The organism is Nocardia tengchongensis, from assembly GCF_054781395.1.
Genome location: NZ_BAAGUM010000006.1, coordinates 1,930,709 through 1,944,180, shown reverse-complemented (window position 1 = coordinate 1,944,180; position 13,472 = coordinate 1,930,709). Strand labels below are relative to the sequence as shown.

Here is a 13,472-nt window from a genome sequence, read left to right as displayed (position 1 = left end):
GGTCAGACCTCGCGGATCTGCAGGATCACCTTGCCGACCGTCTCGTCGGAGTCCAGCAGCCGATGCGCCCGAGCGGCGTCGGTCACCGGAACCTCGGCCGAGACCACCGGCGCCACGGTGCCGTCGGAGATGAGCGGCCACAGGTGGCGGCGCAGTTCGCTGATGATCTCCGCCTTGGATCCGCGCCCGTGCTCGGGCCGGCGGCGCAGATTGGTGGCGTGAATCGCGCCCCGCTTGCCCAGCAGCACAGCCAGATTCAATTCCGCGGTCACCCCGCCCTGCATGCCGATGATCACCAGATGCCCGTCCTCGGCGAGCGCCGCGACATTGCGTTCCAGGTAGGCCGCGCCCATATTGTCGAGAATGATGTCCGCGCCGGGATATTCGCTGTGCAGCGTCGTCACGAAATCGTGCTCGCGATAATTGATCAGCACCGTCGCGCCCAATTCTGCGCACCGGTCCAATTTGAACTGCGACCCCGCGGTCACCGCGACCCGCGCGCCCAGCGCCCGCGCCACCTGGATGGCGTGCGTGCCGATACCGCTGCCGCCTCCGTGAATCAGCAGCAACTGCCCGCTGTGCAGGCCCGCGGTCATCACCAGGTTCGACCAGACCGTCGCCGCCGCCTCCGGCAGCGCGGCCGCCGCGGCCACATCCAGCCCTTCGGGGATGGGCAACACCTGGCCGGCGGGCGCGATCACCCGCTCCGCGTACCCGCCGCCGGACAGCAGCGCGCACACCCGATCACCGGGCCGCCAATCCCTTACGCCCGGACCGACTTCCGCGACCAGACCGGACACCTCCAGGCCCAGGACCTCACTCGCCCCGGGTGGCGGGGGATAGAGACCCTGCCGTTGCAGCAGATCCGCGCGGTTCACCCCCGCGGCCACCACGTCGATCGCCACTTCGCCCGGTCCTGGCGCGGGCAGATCGTCCACCTGCGCCCATTTCATGACTTCGGGCCCACCGAAACCGTCAAGTGTCACCGCATACATGAAAACGAGCCTACGACCGCGCCGCACCGATTACTGTCAGGCCACCCTCGGGCGCGGTACAGCATCCTCTCAGCTTCTACCGGCACCGTGGAGTGGACGGATTCGAAAGGAGATTCCATTGATCACCACACTGACCGTCCTCGGCGGCATGATCATCCTGGCTGCCATGGCGATGTCCGGCTTCATCGCGAACGACGCCCCCCGCGCCCTGGTCCGCGTCCGCAACCGCTGACAACCCGTATCTTCGACCCCCTCCGCGGCGAGGTCGAAGGTACTAGCGTTCCCGGGCATGAGCAGTTTCGTCGACTTCCAGAACGAGATCTATCTGGCCGGCCTCGCGGGGATCGTCCCATCGCTTCCGATGACCGCGGCGGGCCTGGAAGAGCGGGCTCGGGAAGAGCTGGATCCGGCGGCCTTCGCTTATGTGGCGGGCAGCGCGTCCGCCGAGCGCACCGCGCACGCCAATCTGAGCGCCTTCGAGAAGTATCGTCTGCTGCCGCGCGTGCTGCGCGGCGCGACCGGGCCGGGGGTGCGTGACCTCTCGGTCGAAGTGCTCGGAACCCGTTTGGCCGCACCGATTCTCACCGCCCCGGTCGGTGTGCTCGGCCTGCTGCGGGAACGCGGCGAGACCCTGGTCGCCGAGGTCACCAAGGAACTGGGCATCGGCATGTGCCTGTCCACCGCCGCCTCCTCCACCATCGAGGAGGCCGGTGCGCGCGCCGGCGCCTGGTGGTATCAGCTGTACTGGCCCAACGACATGGAACTGGCCCGTTCCTTCGTCGAGCGCGCCGAGAAGGCGGGGGCCAAGGCCATCGTCGTCACCGCCGACACCCCCGCGCTGGGCTGGCGACCGCGCGACCTGCAGCAGGGGCACCTGCCGTTCCTGCACGGCAAGGGCATCGCCAACTATCTCTCCGATCCGGTCTTCCGGGCCAAGCTCAGCGCCCCGCCGGAGGAGAGCGAGGAGGCGATGCAGGCGGCCGTGCTGACCTGGTCGGGGCTGTTCGGTAATCACGCGCTGCGCCCGGCCGACATCGCCCGGCTGCGGGACTGGACCGAGCTGCCGATCGCGGTGAAGGGCGTGCTGCACCCCGACGACGCCCGCCAGGTGGTGGACGCGGGCGCGGACGCGGTGATCGTGAGCAATCACGGCGGCCGCCAGGTGGACGGCGCGGTCGGCGCGCTGGACGCGCTGCCCACCATCGTCGCCACCGTCGGCGATCGGGTGGACGTGCTGTTCGACTCCGGGATTCGCACCGGCTCCGACGTGATGATCGCGCTCTCGCTGGGCGCCAAGGCGGTCCTCTACGGCCGCCCCTGGGTGTACGGCCTGGGCCTGGCAGGCCTCGACGGAGTACGCCACGCCCTACGCTGCCTGCTCGCCGATTTCGATGCGGCGATGGGGCTTTCGGGCTGCACGAGTTTGCACGACCTGAGCCGCACCATGATCTCTTCCTACCGCGTTTAGGCCCCGCGACGCGGAGGAATTCAGCTGGGGGCCGTCGGGGGTCGCCGAGCCGAGGAGTTCACGATCACACGCCGTCACAACAACGAGCCGGTGGCCGCCGGCCGGAACGGGCGCGAACCGAGGTGGCTCACCCCGGAGCAGCAGCGGGCCTGGCGGGCCTACATGGACGGCAGCCAGCGCCTCATGACCGAACTCAACCGGCAGCTGCAACGCGACTGCGACCTGTCCTTCGCCGAATACCGCATCCTGGTGAAGCTCTCCGAGGCCCCCGGCCGCGCGCTGCGGATGAGCGACCTCGCCGACGGCGTGCTGTCCTCCCGCAGCCGCCTCACCCATCAGATCCGCCGCATGGAGGCCCAGCGCCTGGTCCGCCGCAGCGCGTGTGAGGACGACGGCCGCGGCGTGCTGGCCCAGCTCACCGACGAGGGCCTGCGCCGCCTGCGGGCCGCCGCCCCCGGGCACGTGGCCGCGGTGCGCCGGTTCTTCGTGGATCTGCTCACACCCGAGCAGCTGGCCGCCGTGGCCGCGGCGCTGGACCTGGTGAACCAGGCCGCCGATCACCGCGCCGAGACCCGCCCGGCCGCCGATCCCGAGTGACCGCCCACCTCGATCCCGAAGTGGGAAGCCGACCGCACGCGCCATCAGTTACCATCAGTCCGCCTGGAAGCATGGCAGAGCGGCCGAATGCACTCGCCTTGAAAGCGAGCGTCGCGAAAGCGACCGGGGGTTCAAATCCCTCTGCTTCCGCGTAATTGCAGCAGGTCAGGGCTGGTTTTCTAGCTGGCCCTGACCTCTGGTCAACAACAGCGGTCAACAAACGCATCTGGGGAGATGTCGGTGGACAGCCAAGTTCCGACCAGGCAAGGACCAGCCACATGTCCAGCTTCAGAGTGCGTACCCGGCCCGACACGTCCACCTACACGCAGATCCTGTTCCGCCACAACGGAAAACAAGCCTCACGCTCGTGGGATGACCACGCGACAGCGCTGCGCTGGAAAGAGCTCCTCGACAAGGTCGGCTCGACCGAGGCGATAGCCATCCTCGACGCCCAGCTCGGCGTCCAGGCCGACGGCACGCCGACGCTGAAACAGTGGCTGCTGACCTACATCGATTGCCTCACCGGCGTCGAAGCGGGAACCATCGACCGCTACAAGGCCATGGTCCGCAACGACTTCGACGAGACGATTTCCGCGCTGCCGGTCACCGCAATCACCGATGCCGTAGTGGCCTGCTGGATTCAAGGCCTGGTGGCATCGGGCGCGTCCGGAAAGACGGTCGCGAACAAGCATGGATTCTTGTCTGCGGCACTGGCTGTCGCGACCATTCGGAAGATTATTCCGGCGAATCCGTGCGCGGCGACGCGATTGCCGCGGGCGAATGCTCCGCGAATGACGTTCCTCGAAGTCGACGAGTTCCGCGCCATTCTGGACGCCATGCCCGAACGCTGGCGGCCGTTCACGCTGTTCCTGGTCACCAGCGGCGCTCGATTCTCCGAGGCTGCTGCGCTCACGGTCGGTGATGTCAACGTGCGTGCCGGAACATGCCGAATCGACAAGGCATGGAAGGACACCCGCCAAAAGGGCGGCAATCAGTGGCAGCTCGGTCTGCCCAAGACCAAGAAGTCGATCCGCACGATCAACTTGCCGCCCGAGACGCTGGCCGAATTGGATTTGAAACGCGCGCCCAATGAGCGACTGTTCCTGAACACCCGCGGGAAGGCCATGCGGTCGGGCCCCTACTACCACACCGTGTGGAAACCGGCCGTGCGGAAGGCCGAAGCGGCATTGAACGGCAAGGACCCCAGGCCGCACGACCTTCGGCACAGCTGCGCGAGCTGGATGATCAGTGCCGGCGTCCCGCTGCCGGTAATTCAGGCCCACCTCGGGCACGAAAGCATCACCACCACCATCGACCGCTACGGACACCTCGACCGCCAGGCCGGAGCCGCTGCTGCGTCGGCGATGTCGGCCATGTTGAGCGGCGGGCAGCCGAGCCCGGGCGGGACGCCGCCGCGTCTGGTCGTTGTCGGTAGCAGGGGCGCGGCCTGATGACCGGCCCGCGGACCAGACGTGCCGGATATGTCGAGCGCCGCCTGTGCTGGATCCTCGACCACGCCCGGGCCACCGCGGTGCGCGAATCCAGCGACCCGGCAACGCAGCTGCTGAGCGAGCGCGGCCAGCTGCGCGCCGAGCTCATGGGCTGGATCGCCGAGATACGGCTTGCCGCACCGTAGACGCGAGAACGCGCCGCGCGGGGATCCTTATCCGGCGCGGCGCGTCCGGTCAGTTGATCGTTTCCGAGGCCCAGTACTCGCGCAGGCTCCGGATCAGCTTGCCGTCGAACTCCAGCAGGGCGACCTCGCGCATCCGCTTGCGGATGCCTCGGACCAGGTCATCGAAGCGGGCTTCCCATTCCACGATCGCGGTCTCGCCATCGACATACAGGCTCAGCAGCTCGCACTCGATGTTCGACTGCGACTCGACCACCTTCGACTGCCAGTAGTCCCGGATGCCGTCATGGTTGGCGATCGGCTCGCCGAGCACGCGCTCGTGGTAGGTCGCGTCCTCGGTGAATATCGACAGGATCAGATCGGGGTCCTGCTTGGTCCACGCCCGGATGTAGATATCTACGACGTCGCGGACGTGCTGCTTGGTCAGGGTCATCGTGCCTCCGTGATGTCCTCGAGCGTCATCGGACCGGCCGTGTGGCTGCGGTCCTGGAGCAGAGCGTAGATCAATGCCGGTGCTTGCAAGGTGACGGCGGCGAGATCGATTCCGTCCAGCGAGGACGGCTCGATGCGCACCCATTTCCACTGTTCCGCAACAACTTCCATGTCGTGCGGAAAGCCGGTGTAGTAGCCGGTGAGCATCATCTCGCCTGGCATGACCGACAGGTGAAGGGAGCCGAAATAGTAGCTGTCGCTCAGGTTTCGCCACTGGCCGATTAGATGCCGCCCATACAGCTCGGCCTCGACCTGGTTGCGGAATCCCTCCGCCTGGTCCTCGCTGCGCGGCGACGGCGGCCAGTTTGCGGCCGTGATCCGCCGGCCACCCTGCGGGGTGATCACGGCGATATCGGCATGGTGCCGCACGCTGTCGAATTTGTAGGCCGTCACCCAGCAGCCTGCGATCGCGGCCGGCGGTAGCGACGGCCCGATCAGCGCCTCGTCGGCATCCTGCGGAATCGGATTGGCTGCGACCGCATCCCAGAATCGGCGCAGCTGCCCGTCGTCGAGATTGTCGAGCAGCTCAGCCAGGCGCGCCTGGTTGGCCAGCCGCAACCTCGCGTGCGCTCCGGCACGCCGCCACCGGTACAGCATGCTCGCGGTGACACCGACCTTCTCCGCGAAGGCCTCGGCGGTGTCCCCTACGGCCTGCTGAAGGGCGTGCGACTCGACGCCCGTCCACTTCCCCACGCCCCTCATGCTGGGAAAGTACGCCGAAATCCTTGTCGAGTATGTACTTTCGTGAACTTTCCGAGCGTTTGATACTCCACCGCGGCGCAATGGTGAATCCACACCGCCGCGCCGGACCATCGATGCAGCCCCGCCGCCCGGGTCGAGCTGCTTGCCCCCAAGAGTTCCCCGGCGGCGCGGCTACCCAATCGACCAAGGGGCAGGCGATGGCGATGCGGACACAACCGACAGCATTGGGATGGCTCGATATCGGCGTGACAGAAACGCCCGACTGGGATCGGCCTCAGATTCGAAGACTCGCCCGACATCTCGGCTACCGCCTGGAGTGGGCGCCCGAGGTTCTGACTATTCCGCTCGTCGACGTAGTGCGCGAGGCCGACGTCGATGCGCTGATCATTCCGCGCCCGGAACATCTTGATCCGCTGATGCTGAACGCGCTCCTGTCGCTCGTCGACGTCGAGTGCGTGCTACCGCGGATGTCCTTCGCCCGGTGGGCGCTCGCGCAACAGGGGAGGCGGAAATGATCGGTCTCGGACTGGCTTTCGCGATCGGATTGCCCGTAATGGTCCTGACTTGGGCGGTTTGGCCGCGCCGATGGACGCTGAGGCGGTCGCCGGAGATATCTCGGGGAGAACTAGGCCACTTCGATGCTCGGGACCCCGAAGGGAGGTGCGTGTAAGGACATTCCCCTTGCTCCACAGAAAGACCCCCGGCAGGTGCCTCTTCAGTTGCGCCGCAAACCTACTGGAGTCTCATCGCTTGCACCGGGGGTCTTTCGATGTCCGTGCCAACCGTGTGACATCTGATGCCAATTTACCAAGTGTTTGCTAAAGGGCCGTCGCTTCGGCTGTAGCCTCACGGCCAGTCGGGGGGTCGCGCGCATATCGCGCGGATACAAACACCAAAGGGGAATGCTATGAATCGCATTGCGCGGGCTGGAATTGTGGCATGTCTGGCCGCAATCGGAATCGCTACCGCGGCAACGGGCACGGCGTCCGCTGACCGGACTGGAATCATCTACGGCTACTCGGCATGTCAGGACACTGCCCGGTCGTACCGGAACGCCGGATACACCGCTGACTGCATCCTGCTGCAGGGCGAGTCGTACGTCGTCGACTACCACCTTCGCGGCGAGAGCGGCGCATCCCCGTTCAGCGCCCAAGGGCTCGCTCAACTGCTTGCCACCGGCAGTGCTTCCGCATCTCAGTAGGTCGGCGACTGCGTAACGACAGGGCGGCCATCGCCGCCACCGCACAAGGGGAATCCATGAAGACTGCCGCCCTGCTCGCTGTCCTCGCTCTGCCGCTACTGCTGACGACCAGCTGCGGGTCCGACGACCACACCGCAGCCGGCGCAACTACACCGGCGGCCGCGCTTTCGACGAGCGCGGTAGCGGATCCATTGGACCCTGGCGCCGCAGTCCCGGCGGGGGTTTCGTGCGCGGATATCGGCGGCGTGTTCGAAAAGCACGGCACCGATGGACGCGGCAGCTGCGTACCCGCGGATAAGCGCGCCCAGTGCCATGTGCCTCCAGGCGCGCAGGATGCGCACTATGTCGCTGATTTCGAGATGACGCCGCCGTTTCCGACCGGGACGGTCAGCCCGACCATGGTGGCGGTGATGCTCGACGGCGCGAGCAATCCGGACTGCTGGAAGATTCCCGCGAACTAGCGCGGCCCGGTCCACACCGGCAGCCGCGTTACTGGCCGCCGTTCCCATCGCGCCGCTGACCAATCACTGAACAATTCAGGAGAATTGATGCTCTGCAAGATCGTTTGCGCGGCCGTCCTATTCGCAGCCGCCGCTGGGGCCGGAACGGGGATCGCGTCTGCTGCCTACGACGGTGAGGTCTATCCCTCGTATGCGGCGTGCGCCGCTGATGCTCGCGCTCAGGAAGCGGCGACGCGGAACACCACTGCTGATACCGCGACGTGCGATCAGGTACCCGGGAACAGCGGTCGTGGGCTATGGCAGATCACGATCACGCCGCGACCGTGGCTCAATCAGCGAAGCGACGACACTACCGATCCCAGTGATTTCGCGGGTGGCTTCATGAGGGGCCTGACCTCCGGCAGCGCTCAACGCTAACGCGGCCCGGTCCACACCGGCAGCCGCGGAATGACTTTGATCAGCCGCAGCCGCGCCGGGACACCTTGGCCGGCGTGTCGGGTGGTGGCGCTGTCGAGAGTGCCGGCCGAGTCCGCAGTGGCGAGCCGCAGCGTCGCCGCATCGGTGGCCGCCGCGGTGTCGGTCGAGGTGAGCTTGTTGAGGACAACCGCAGCATCGACCGCAGTCGCGGAATCCGCGGTGGGCCGGACGATTGCGACGGCCGCAGCGTCGGCACCGGTGGCGAGATCGGCTGCCGGGGTGCTCGCGGTGACCGCGCTGGCCTCGGATCCGGCCGCGGTCTCGGATGCTCTGATGATGGGGTTGGCGGAATCGCTGGCCGTGCCGGTGTCGGGTGCCGCGCCCACGAACACGGAGACGGTTGCCGTGTCGGCCCCGGCTGCGGTGTCGCCGAGCTGCTGTCGCACGACTGCGGCGTCCGCCCCGGCAGCGGTCTCGGTGACGGGCGTGGTCACCGCCGCCGCGTCTGCGCCGCCCGCGCTCTCGGCAGTTGGGTTGGTGATTTGCGCGGCGTCGGTGCCGGCCGCGGTGTCGCCGAGCTGCTGTCGCACGACTGCCGTGTCGGCTCCGGCTGCAGTTTCGGTGACGGGCGTGGTCACTGCTGCCGCGTCTGCGCCGGCCGCGCTCTCGGTGGCCTTGGTGGTGAGTTGCGCAGTGTCGGCGCCGGTGCTGGTCTCGGTACCGAAGGCGCTCGCGGTGACCGTGCCGGAGTCGACTCCAGTCCCGCTCTCTGCGTTCGGCAGCGTGACCCCGGCGGTGTCGGTGCCGGTGGCGGTATCGCTGCTCGGGGTGGATACGCCGCTCGGGTTGAGGATGCCGATCCACGCGGCAGATAGGCCGTTCGACGGGGCCGTGTCGGGCACCGTGCCGACCATCGAGGTGTTTCCGGTGGAGATGACGGCGGCGGAATCGGTGAGCGCGAGCGCGAAGGTCGTGGAGTTCGAGCTGCCGCGGTTGGTGTCGGCCGGGCTGAATGTGGTCCAGGCCGAGATGGAAGCGTTGAAGTTGTTGTTCACGCCCCATGCGGCGATGCGCCACGCGCTGCCGTTGGTGTTGTTGACCGTCGGCGTCGTGATGGTGCTGGCGTTGGCGGTCGTGTAGTTCTCGACGAGCAGCGGCGTCCCATTCGATACACCCGAATAGGCCGAGCACGCGTTGTATGTCGCGCCGGTGAGAGTCCAGCTGGTCGCCGCGCCGGTGGTCCAAACGAAGTAGGCGACGACAAGGCGGATGCTTGAGAACGTGCCGGTCCCGGTGACGTTGCGGACGGTGGTCCAGCCGGTTGGCACGGTGATTGTGGTGCCTGATGCCGCGATCGCGGTCATGATCAGCACGTCGCCGTTCGCGACGCCGGTCGGGGCTGTGATCGTGGTCGAGCCGGTCGTCGCCGTCCCGCGCAGGGCTATCGCCACGTCACGCCCCTCTCGCCGTCCGAATCACGCTGTGCTGCTGCGGTTCAGGAAATCGTGCAGGTCGCCGCGAGGGTCCAGATCGCGCCCGATGCCTTGGTGCCGAGGCTGGCGATCTTGTGGTTCAGCATGATCGGCGAGGTGCCCACCGAGGCCAGCGTGCCGCCCGGGGTGAGCGTTCCGGTCGCGATGCCGAGGCACCATTCGAACCAGCCGAAGTTGCCGTTGTTGATGCCGAATGTGCTGTTGACCGTGAGGGTTCCGCCGGTCTGGGTCGGGTAGCCACTGTCCGCGCCCTGGTAGTAGGCGGTCGTGGTCGAGCCGTTGCCCGCGAGCGCGGTGTCGGTGACCGCGGCGTCGTTGGTGCTGGTGCCGCCGTGGTATCCGACGCCGATGATGGCCTGCGCGTTGTTGAACACGGCGCCGCCGTTGCCCTCGAGCAGCGAGGTGATGCGGCCGAGGCCGGCAGTCGTGAGCAAGTTTCCGGGCTCGACGTGGACCTCGTCGGGCGCGAACCGCCCGCGGGCGACGAGATCCTCGATCTCGTGGCCGAGCGGCTCGCGGCCGACGTGGGCGATCATGGCCTGCACGGTGTTGGCGAAGTACTTGCGCACCTCGGCGACTGCGGACCAGGCGAAAACGTCGTCGGACATGGGAATTCCCTCTCTATTGCTGGGTGATGGTGACCTGGAACGACCAGTCGATTTGCCTGCCAGTGCTGGTGGCGATGCGGTTGGTGACCAGATAGGTGGTGCCGAGAGTCCCGCCCGATACCCAGATCGAGGCGGTGGTTCCGGTGTGGGCGGCCGAGCTCAAGGTGAGGCCGGGAATGGCGAGAAAGCTGCTCGCCGTGATGGTTTCGCCGCTGGCGAGGTCCGAGGACCAGTCGAAGGTCCAGGGCTCAATGTCGGTCGGGCTCTTGGTGAATCCGTCGTACAGCTGGTCGGCGGTCGCGGGGATTCCGGGAGCGCCGTACGGCAGCCGCCAGCCGTACGCCTGATACCGCGCGAGGTCGGCCGAGTCGATCATCATGCCTTGGGTGGGCATGCGGGATCCGTCCGCGGCGAGCACGTCGCGGACTATGAGGATCGAGGACATTAGGTGCGGCTGGCGATCTCGTCGAGCAGCTCGTCCGACATCTCCGGAGCCGGGATGTCGTGGTCACGCGCAATATCCATGAAGTCCCGGATCACTTCGATGGCGTGGCGAAAGAGGTTCTCTAGCCTGGACTGGGCCTGCTGGCGGCGGCCGAGCTCCTCCTCGGCGGCGTCCAAACGCTTATGTACATCCGACAGCGATGCGCTCAGCTCCGTTGACGATGTGGTCAGGTTCGACACTGTCTGTGCGAGCTGGTTGAGGCTCACCGCGTGGTTGACGTTGGTCTGCGCCTTGTCACCGCTGCGGCCGCGCAGCCAGCGGATGCCCTCGACACCGCTTGCGCCGCCGAGGATTCCAGCGAACGTCTGTCCGATTGAGGTCCAGCTCATGAGGCGGCGCCGTGGTCCGGCGCGAATGCCGCTTCGGCTTCGGCGACGACGTGCTCGAGCGCGGGCTCGTTCTTGGTGAGCCACACGCCGAATGACTGCGCGGTGTGCACGACGAGCAGCAGCGCGGCGGCGACCGCGGCCGCGCGCTTGTCGGGCACCAGCTCCAGGAGCGCGGCGGTCTCGGTGCCCCAGGCGACGACACCCCCGGAAATGCTGATTGCGGTCTTCGAGTACTGCGAGATGCTCACGGCTGCACAACCTCCGGGCCGGCCTTGGAAACGACGACTGCCGGGAACACCTCGGCGATGTCGACGCCGAGCTTGGCCGCAATCGCCTTGGCGTACGACTTCAGGAGCGCGATGTCATTGACCACTGCGGCGAGCGCATCGACGACAGTTCGATCGTTGCCGCCTGCGTCCTGGCCGAGCTGTGCCCATCCGGTGTACTGGCCCGGGTCGCGGGATCCCTGCCCACACAGCTGCTCTCGAACATCGGCGATGCGGTCGGAATCGAACACGGGTGGCTCCTGAGGGGTCGGGTCGGGTGTGGTGGCGGACCATTGGCCGTAGTCGTCGGCGCGGGATTCGTTCACGTCGCACGAGACGCCGTCGATGTCGACCTGCTCGATGCGTTGGTGCAGCTGGGCGCGGGCCTCGACGTTGCCGCCGGACCAGGCGTCGGTCTGCCACGCCCAGCGGACCGCGCCCGCGTCGAGGGCGCGCGAGACCGGCCAGTAGCCGCTATAGATGCCGACCCATTGCGGGCCCAGCACCTCGCCAGCACCCCGCAGGTACTCGTTGATCGCGTCCTGCTGCTCGGGGGCGGCGTCGAAATCGGCCGAGAAATAGATCGGCCGGTCACGGCGGCCGCCGCAGGCGAGCACCTGCGCCAGGGCGGCGGTGGCGTCGGAGACTCCGGCGTCGTGGCCGTCGAGCATGCGGTCAGCGGTGGTTTCCCAGTTGGCGACGATGTCGACGCCCGCGGCGCGCAGCGCGTCGGCCTCGTCAGGGGTGAGCAGTTTGCCGGGCAGACCGGGACCGCCGTCGGACAGGTAGCGGACCACGAAGCCGTAGCCGCAGGAACGGATTTCGGCGGCGTTGGGTCTGCCACCGGCGTAGTCGAGCCCGAGAACCATGGTGGGTTTCCTTTCGAATCGTCAGGCGCTGTTGAGCAGCGCGCCCTCGAAATAGGTCTTGTAACCGACGCCGGAGGACCCGGATCCGGTCAATGTGCCGCTACCGATGCCGGTGAAGATCGCGGGCGAAACCTGGTCGCCCGCGCTGAGATAGAGCACGTTCGCCACGCTGACGGTGTAGTTCGAGGTGTTGTCGCCACCACCGCCGCCGTCGACGCGCGCTCCTTGGCGCACCAGGCCTGACGAGCCGCCCGAAGGCTGGTAGAACAGCCCGGCGGCCGCGGTGACCTGGCCGACGTTGAGCGTCGCGGTGAACGCGACGCTGTACCAGCCGGATTTCTGGATGGTGACCACACCGAGGCCGAGCGAGGGGATGGTGACATTCACGCGCTGGCGGATGACATCGAAGGTGTTGGATCCGACCGTGGTCCAGCCGCTGCCGGGCAGCGCCTGGCTGGAGGTCGATTGGTAGATGGACCAGCCAGTGCCGACGACGGGCGGCGAGGATACGTCGGCGGCCGCGAAGGACTTGATGTCCCAGCCGGTAAATGCCGAGCCGAACGCATCGACGAACTGCCCCGACAACATGCCGACGCGCACGTTCGACGAGCTGACCGTCGGCGGGACCGCGGAGTCGGTGTGCGCGAGCAGCGTGCTGCCGCCGAGGCTGGCGGTGTAGTTCTGCCCCTCAGCGCGCAGCGTGAGCGAGGTGCCGACCGCCAATCCACCCAGAGCAATGTCTGTCCAGTCGTGGAAGGTGTAGTTGCTGCCGTTCCAGCTGCCATATCCGAGGTACGCGTGGTCGTGGTAGACGTTCAGATAGACGAACGATGACAGGTCGGTCGCGCACCGCACGAGCAGCGAGGTCATCGCCTGTGTCGACCCGGCGGTACCAGCGACCATGGTCACCTGGTGGTCGGAGGTCATCATGGGCGTGGTGTTGAGCGCCCACCGCACGCCGCTGCCGTAGTGGTTGTCCGGCTGAATACCGGCGACGCCGTTGCCCTCAGCCCACAACGCAGTCGATTGGCCGCCGAGCGTCCAGCCCGGCCCGATGTTGCCGAGCTGGGTGTCGTTCCAGGTCACCGAGACCGATGCGCCGCCGACCTGGCTTTGCTGCTGCTGGGTTTGCAGCGCGGAGATGGCCGCTGAGTTCGCGGCGATGTTGTTCTGGATGCCGCCGACGGTGTTGGCCACCTTCGTCGGATCGGAGGATCCGCCGTTGATGCCTGAGGCGATGGTGACGCTGTTGTGGATGGCGGTGTTCGCATCGGCGCGGAGCTGGGCGGCCCAGTCGTTGAGGAACGCAAACGGCATCAAGTCGACGCCGAAGATGTTGATGTCGACGCCGCCGACCGCGCTGCACACGTTGGCCAGCAGCAGATCCTTCATGGCTTCGCCGACGCCAGAGAAGAACTGCGGGCTCAGTGCCATTG

The 13,472-nt window shown here is 67.2% G+C and carries 16 protein-coding genes and 1 tRNA gene; 7 read left to right on the top strand and 10 right to left on the bottom strand.

Going from position 1 to position 13,472, the window contains the following annotated elements:
• Window positions 1-2: 2 nt before the first annotated feature.
• Entirely contained in the window at window positions 3-995 is a 993-nt protein-coding gene (locus tag ACYVKL_RS20070; RefSeq protein ID WP_379165285.1) for an NAD(P)H-quinone oxidoreductase, read from the bottom strand.
• Between the two features lie 289 nt (window positions 996-1,284).
• On the opposite strand from ACYVKL_RS20070, the gene ACYVKL_RS20065 reads away from it, so the two are divergent.
• From ACYVKL_RS20065 to ACYVKL_RS20045, 5 genes are all read left to right on the top strand, one after another.
• Entirely contained in the window at window positions 1,285-2,463 is a 1,179-nt protein-coding gene (locus tag ACYVKL_RS20065; RefSeq protein ID WP_379165284.1) for an alpha-hydroxy-acid oxidizing protein, read from the top strand.
• A gap of 162 nt (window positions 2,464-2,625) precedes the next feature.
• The gene (locus ACYVKL_RS20060; RefSeq protein WP_357192342.1) at window positions 2,626-3,060 is read left to right on the top strand and encodes a MarR family winged helix-turn-helix transcriptional regulator; all 435 of its coding nucleotides are present in this window, start codon (window positions 2,626-2,628) and stop codon (window positions 3,058-3,060) included.
• Window positions 3,061-3,125: 65 nt separating this feature from the next.
• Window positions 3,126-3,210 (top strand) — tRNA-Ser (locus ACYVKL_RS20055).
• 5 nt (window positions 3,211-3,215) lie between these two features.
• A complete protein-coding gene (locus ACYVKL_RS20050; RefSeq protein ID WP_379165283.1) occupies window positions 3,216-4,511 on the top strand; it encodes a tyrosine-type recombinase/integrase in 1,296 nt (431 codons plus the stop codon).
• Window positions 4,511-4,696, top strand: a complete 186-nt coding sequence (locus ACYVKL_RS20045) for a hypothetical protein (RefSeq protein ID WP_379165282.1) — start codon at window positions 4,511-4,513, stop codon at window positions 4,694-4,696. The genes ACYVKL_RS20050 and ACYVKL_RS20045 overlap by 1 nt, the downstream gene beginning before the upstream one ends.
• A 49-nt stretch (window positions 4,697-4,745) precedes the next feature.
• Here the strand turns inward: ACYVKL_RS20045 and ACYVKL_RS20040 are convergent, their stop codons facing one another.
• Together ACYVKL_RS20040 and ACYVKL_RS20035 are read right to left on the bottom strand one after the other, a co-directional pair.
• Window positions 4,746-5,126: a nuclear transport factor 2 family protein gene (locus tag ACYVKL_RS20040; protein WP_379165281.1), complete on the bottom strand. Its 381-nt coding sequence runs from the start codon at window positions 5,124-5,126 to the stop codon at window positions 4,746-4,748.
• Entirely contained in the window at window positions 5,123-5,782 is a 660-nt protein-coding gene (locus ACYVKL_RS20035; RefSeq protein ID WP_379165280.1) for a hypothetical protein, read from the bottom strand. Before ACYVKL_RS20035 ends, ACYVKL_RS20040 begins: the two co-directional genes overlap by 4 nt.
• A gap of 302 nt (window positions 5,783-6,084) precedes the next feature.
• Between ACYVKL_RS20035 and ACYVKL_RS20030 the strand changes: the two genes are divergently transcribed.
• Entirely contained in the window at window positions 6,085-6,402 is a 318-nt protein-coding gene (locus ACYVKL_RS20030) for a hypothetical protein (protein ID WP_379165279.1), read from the top strand.
• 742 nt (window positions 6,403-7,144) lie between these two features.
• Window positions 7,145-7,549 carry a hypothetical protein gene (locus tag ACYVKL_RS20025; RefSeq protein ID WP_379165278.1) on the top strand — a complete coding sequence of 135 codons (405 nt, stop codon included), beginning with the start codon at window positions 7,145-7,147 and terminating at the stop codon, window positions 7,547-7,549.
• Window positions 7,550-7,962: 413 nt separating this feature from the next.
• On the opposite strand, the gene ACYVKL_RS20020 is transcribed toward ACYVKL_RS20025, so the two are convergent.
• The 7 genes from ACYVKL_RS20020 to ACYVKL_RS19990 are packed head-to-tail and all read right to left on the bottom strand — an operon-like array spanning window position 7,963 to window position 13,470.
• A complete protein-coding gene (locus tag ACYVKL_RS20020; RefSeq protein ID WP_379165277.1) occupies window positions 7,963-9,417 on the bottom strand; it encodes a hypothetical protein in 1,455 nt (484 codons plus the stop codon).
• Between the two features lie 44 nt (window positions 9,418-9,461).
• Complete coding sequence (locus ACYVKL_RS20015) at window positions 9,462-10,067, bottom strand: hypothetical protein (protein ID WP_379165276.1); 606 nt, start codon at window positions 10,065-10,067, stop codon at window positions 9,462-9,464.
• Between the two features lie 13 nt (window positions 10,068-10,080).
• Complete coding sequence (locus ACYVKL_RS20010; protein ID WP_379165275.1) at window positions 10,081-10,485, bottom strand: phage fiber-tail adaptor protein; 405 nt, start codon at window positions 10,483-10,485, stop codon at window positions 10,081-10,083.
• A gap of 26 nt (window positions 10,486-10,511) precedes the next feature.
• Window positions 10,512-10,901: a hypothetical protein gene (locus ACYVKL_RS20005; RefSeq protein ID WP_379165274.1), complete on the bottom strand. Its 390-nt coding sequence runs from the start codon at window positions 10,899-10,901 to the stop codon at window positions 10,512-10,514.
• Window positions 10,898-11,149, bottom strand: a complete 252-nt coding sequence (locus tag ACYVKL_RS20000; RefSeq protein WP_379165273.1) for a hypothetical protein — start codon at window positions 11,147-11,149, stop codon at window positions 10,898-10,900. The genes ACYVKL_RS20005 and ACYVKL_RS20000 overlap by 4 nt, the downstream gene beginning before the upstream one ends.
• Window positions 11,146-12,036 carry a DUF1906 domain-containing protein gene (locus tag ACYVKL_RS19995; RefSeq protein ID WP_379165272.1) on the bottom strand — a complete coding sequence of 297 codons (891 nt, stop codon included), beginning with the start codon at window positions 12,034-12,036 and terminating at the stop codon, window positions 11,146-11,148. The genes ACYVKL_RS20000 and ACYVKL_RS19995 overlap by 4 nt, the downstream gene beginning before the upstream one ends.
• Window positions 12,037-12,057: 21 nt before the next feature.
• On the bottom strand, window positions 12,058-13,470 hold the full coding sequence (locus tag ACYVKL_RS19990; protein ID WP_379165271.1) for a hypothetical protein: 1,413 nt from the start codon (window positions 13,468-13,470) through the stop codon (window positions 12,058-12,060).
• Between the last annotated feature and the right edge of the window lie 2 nt (window positions 13,471-13,472).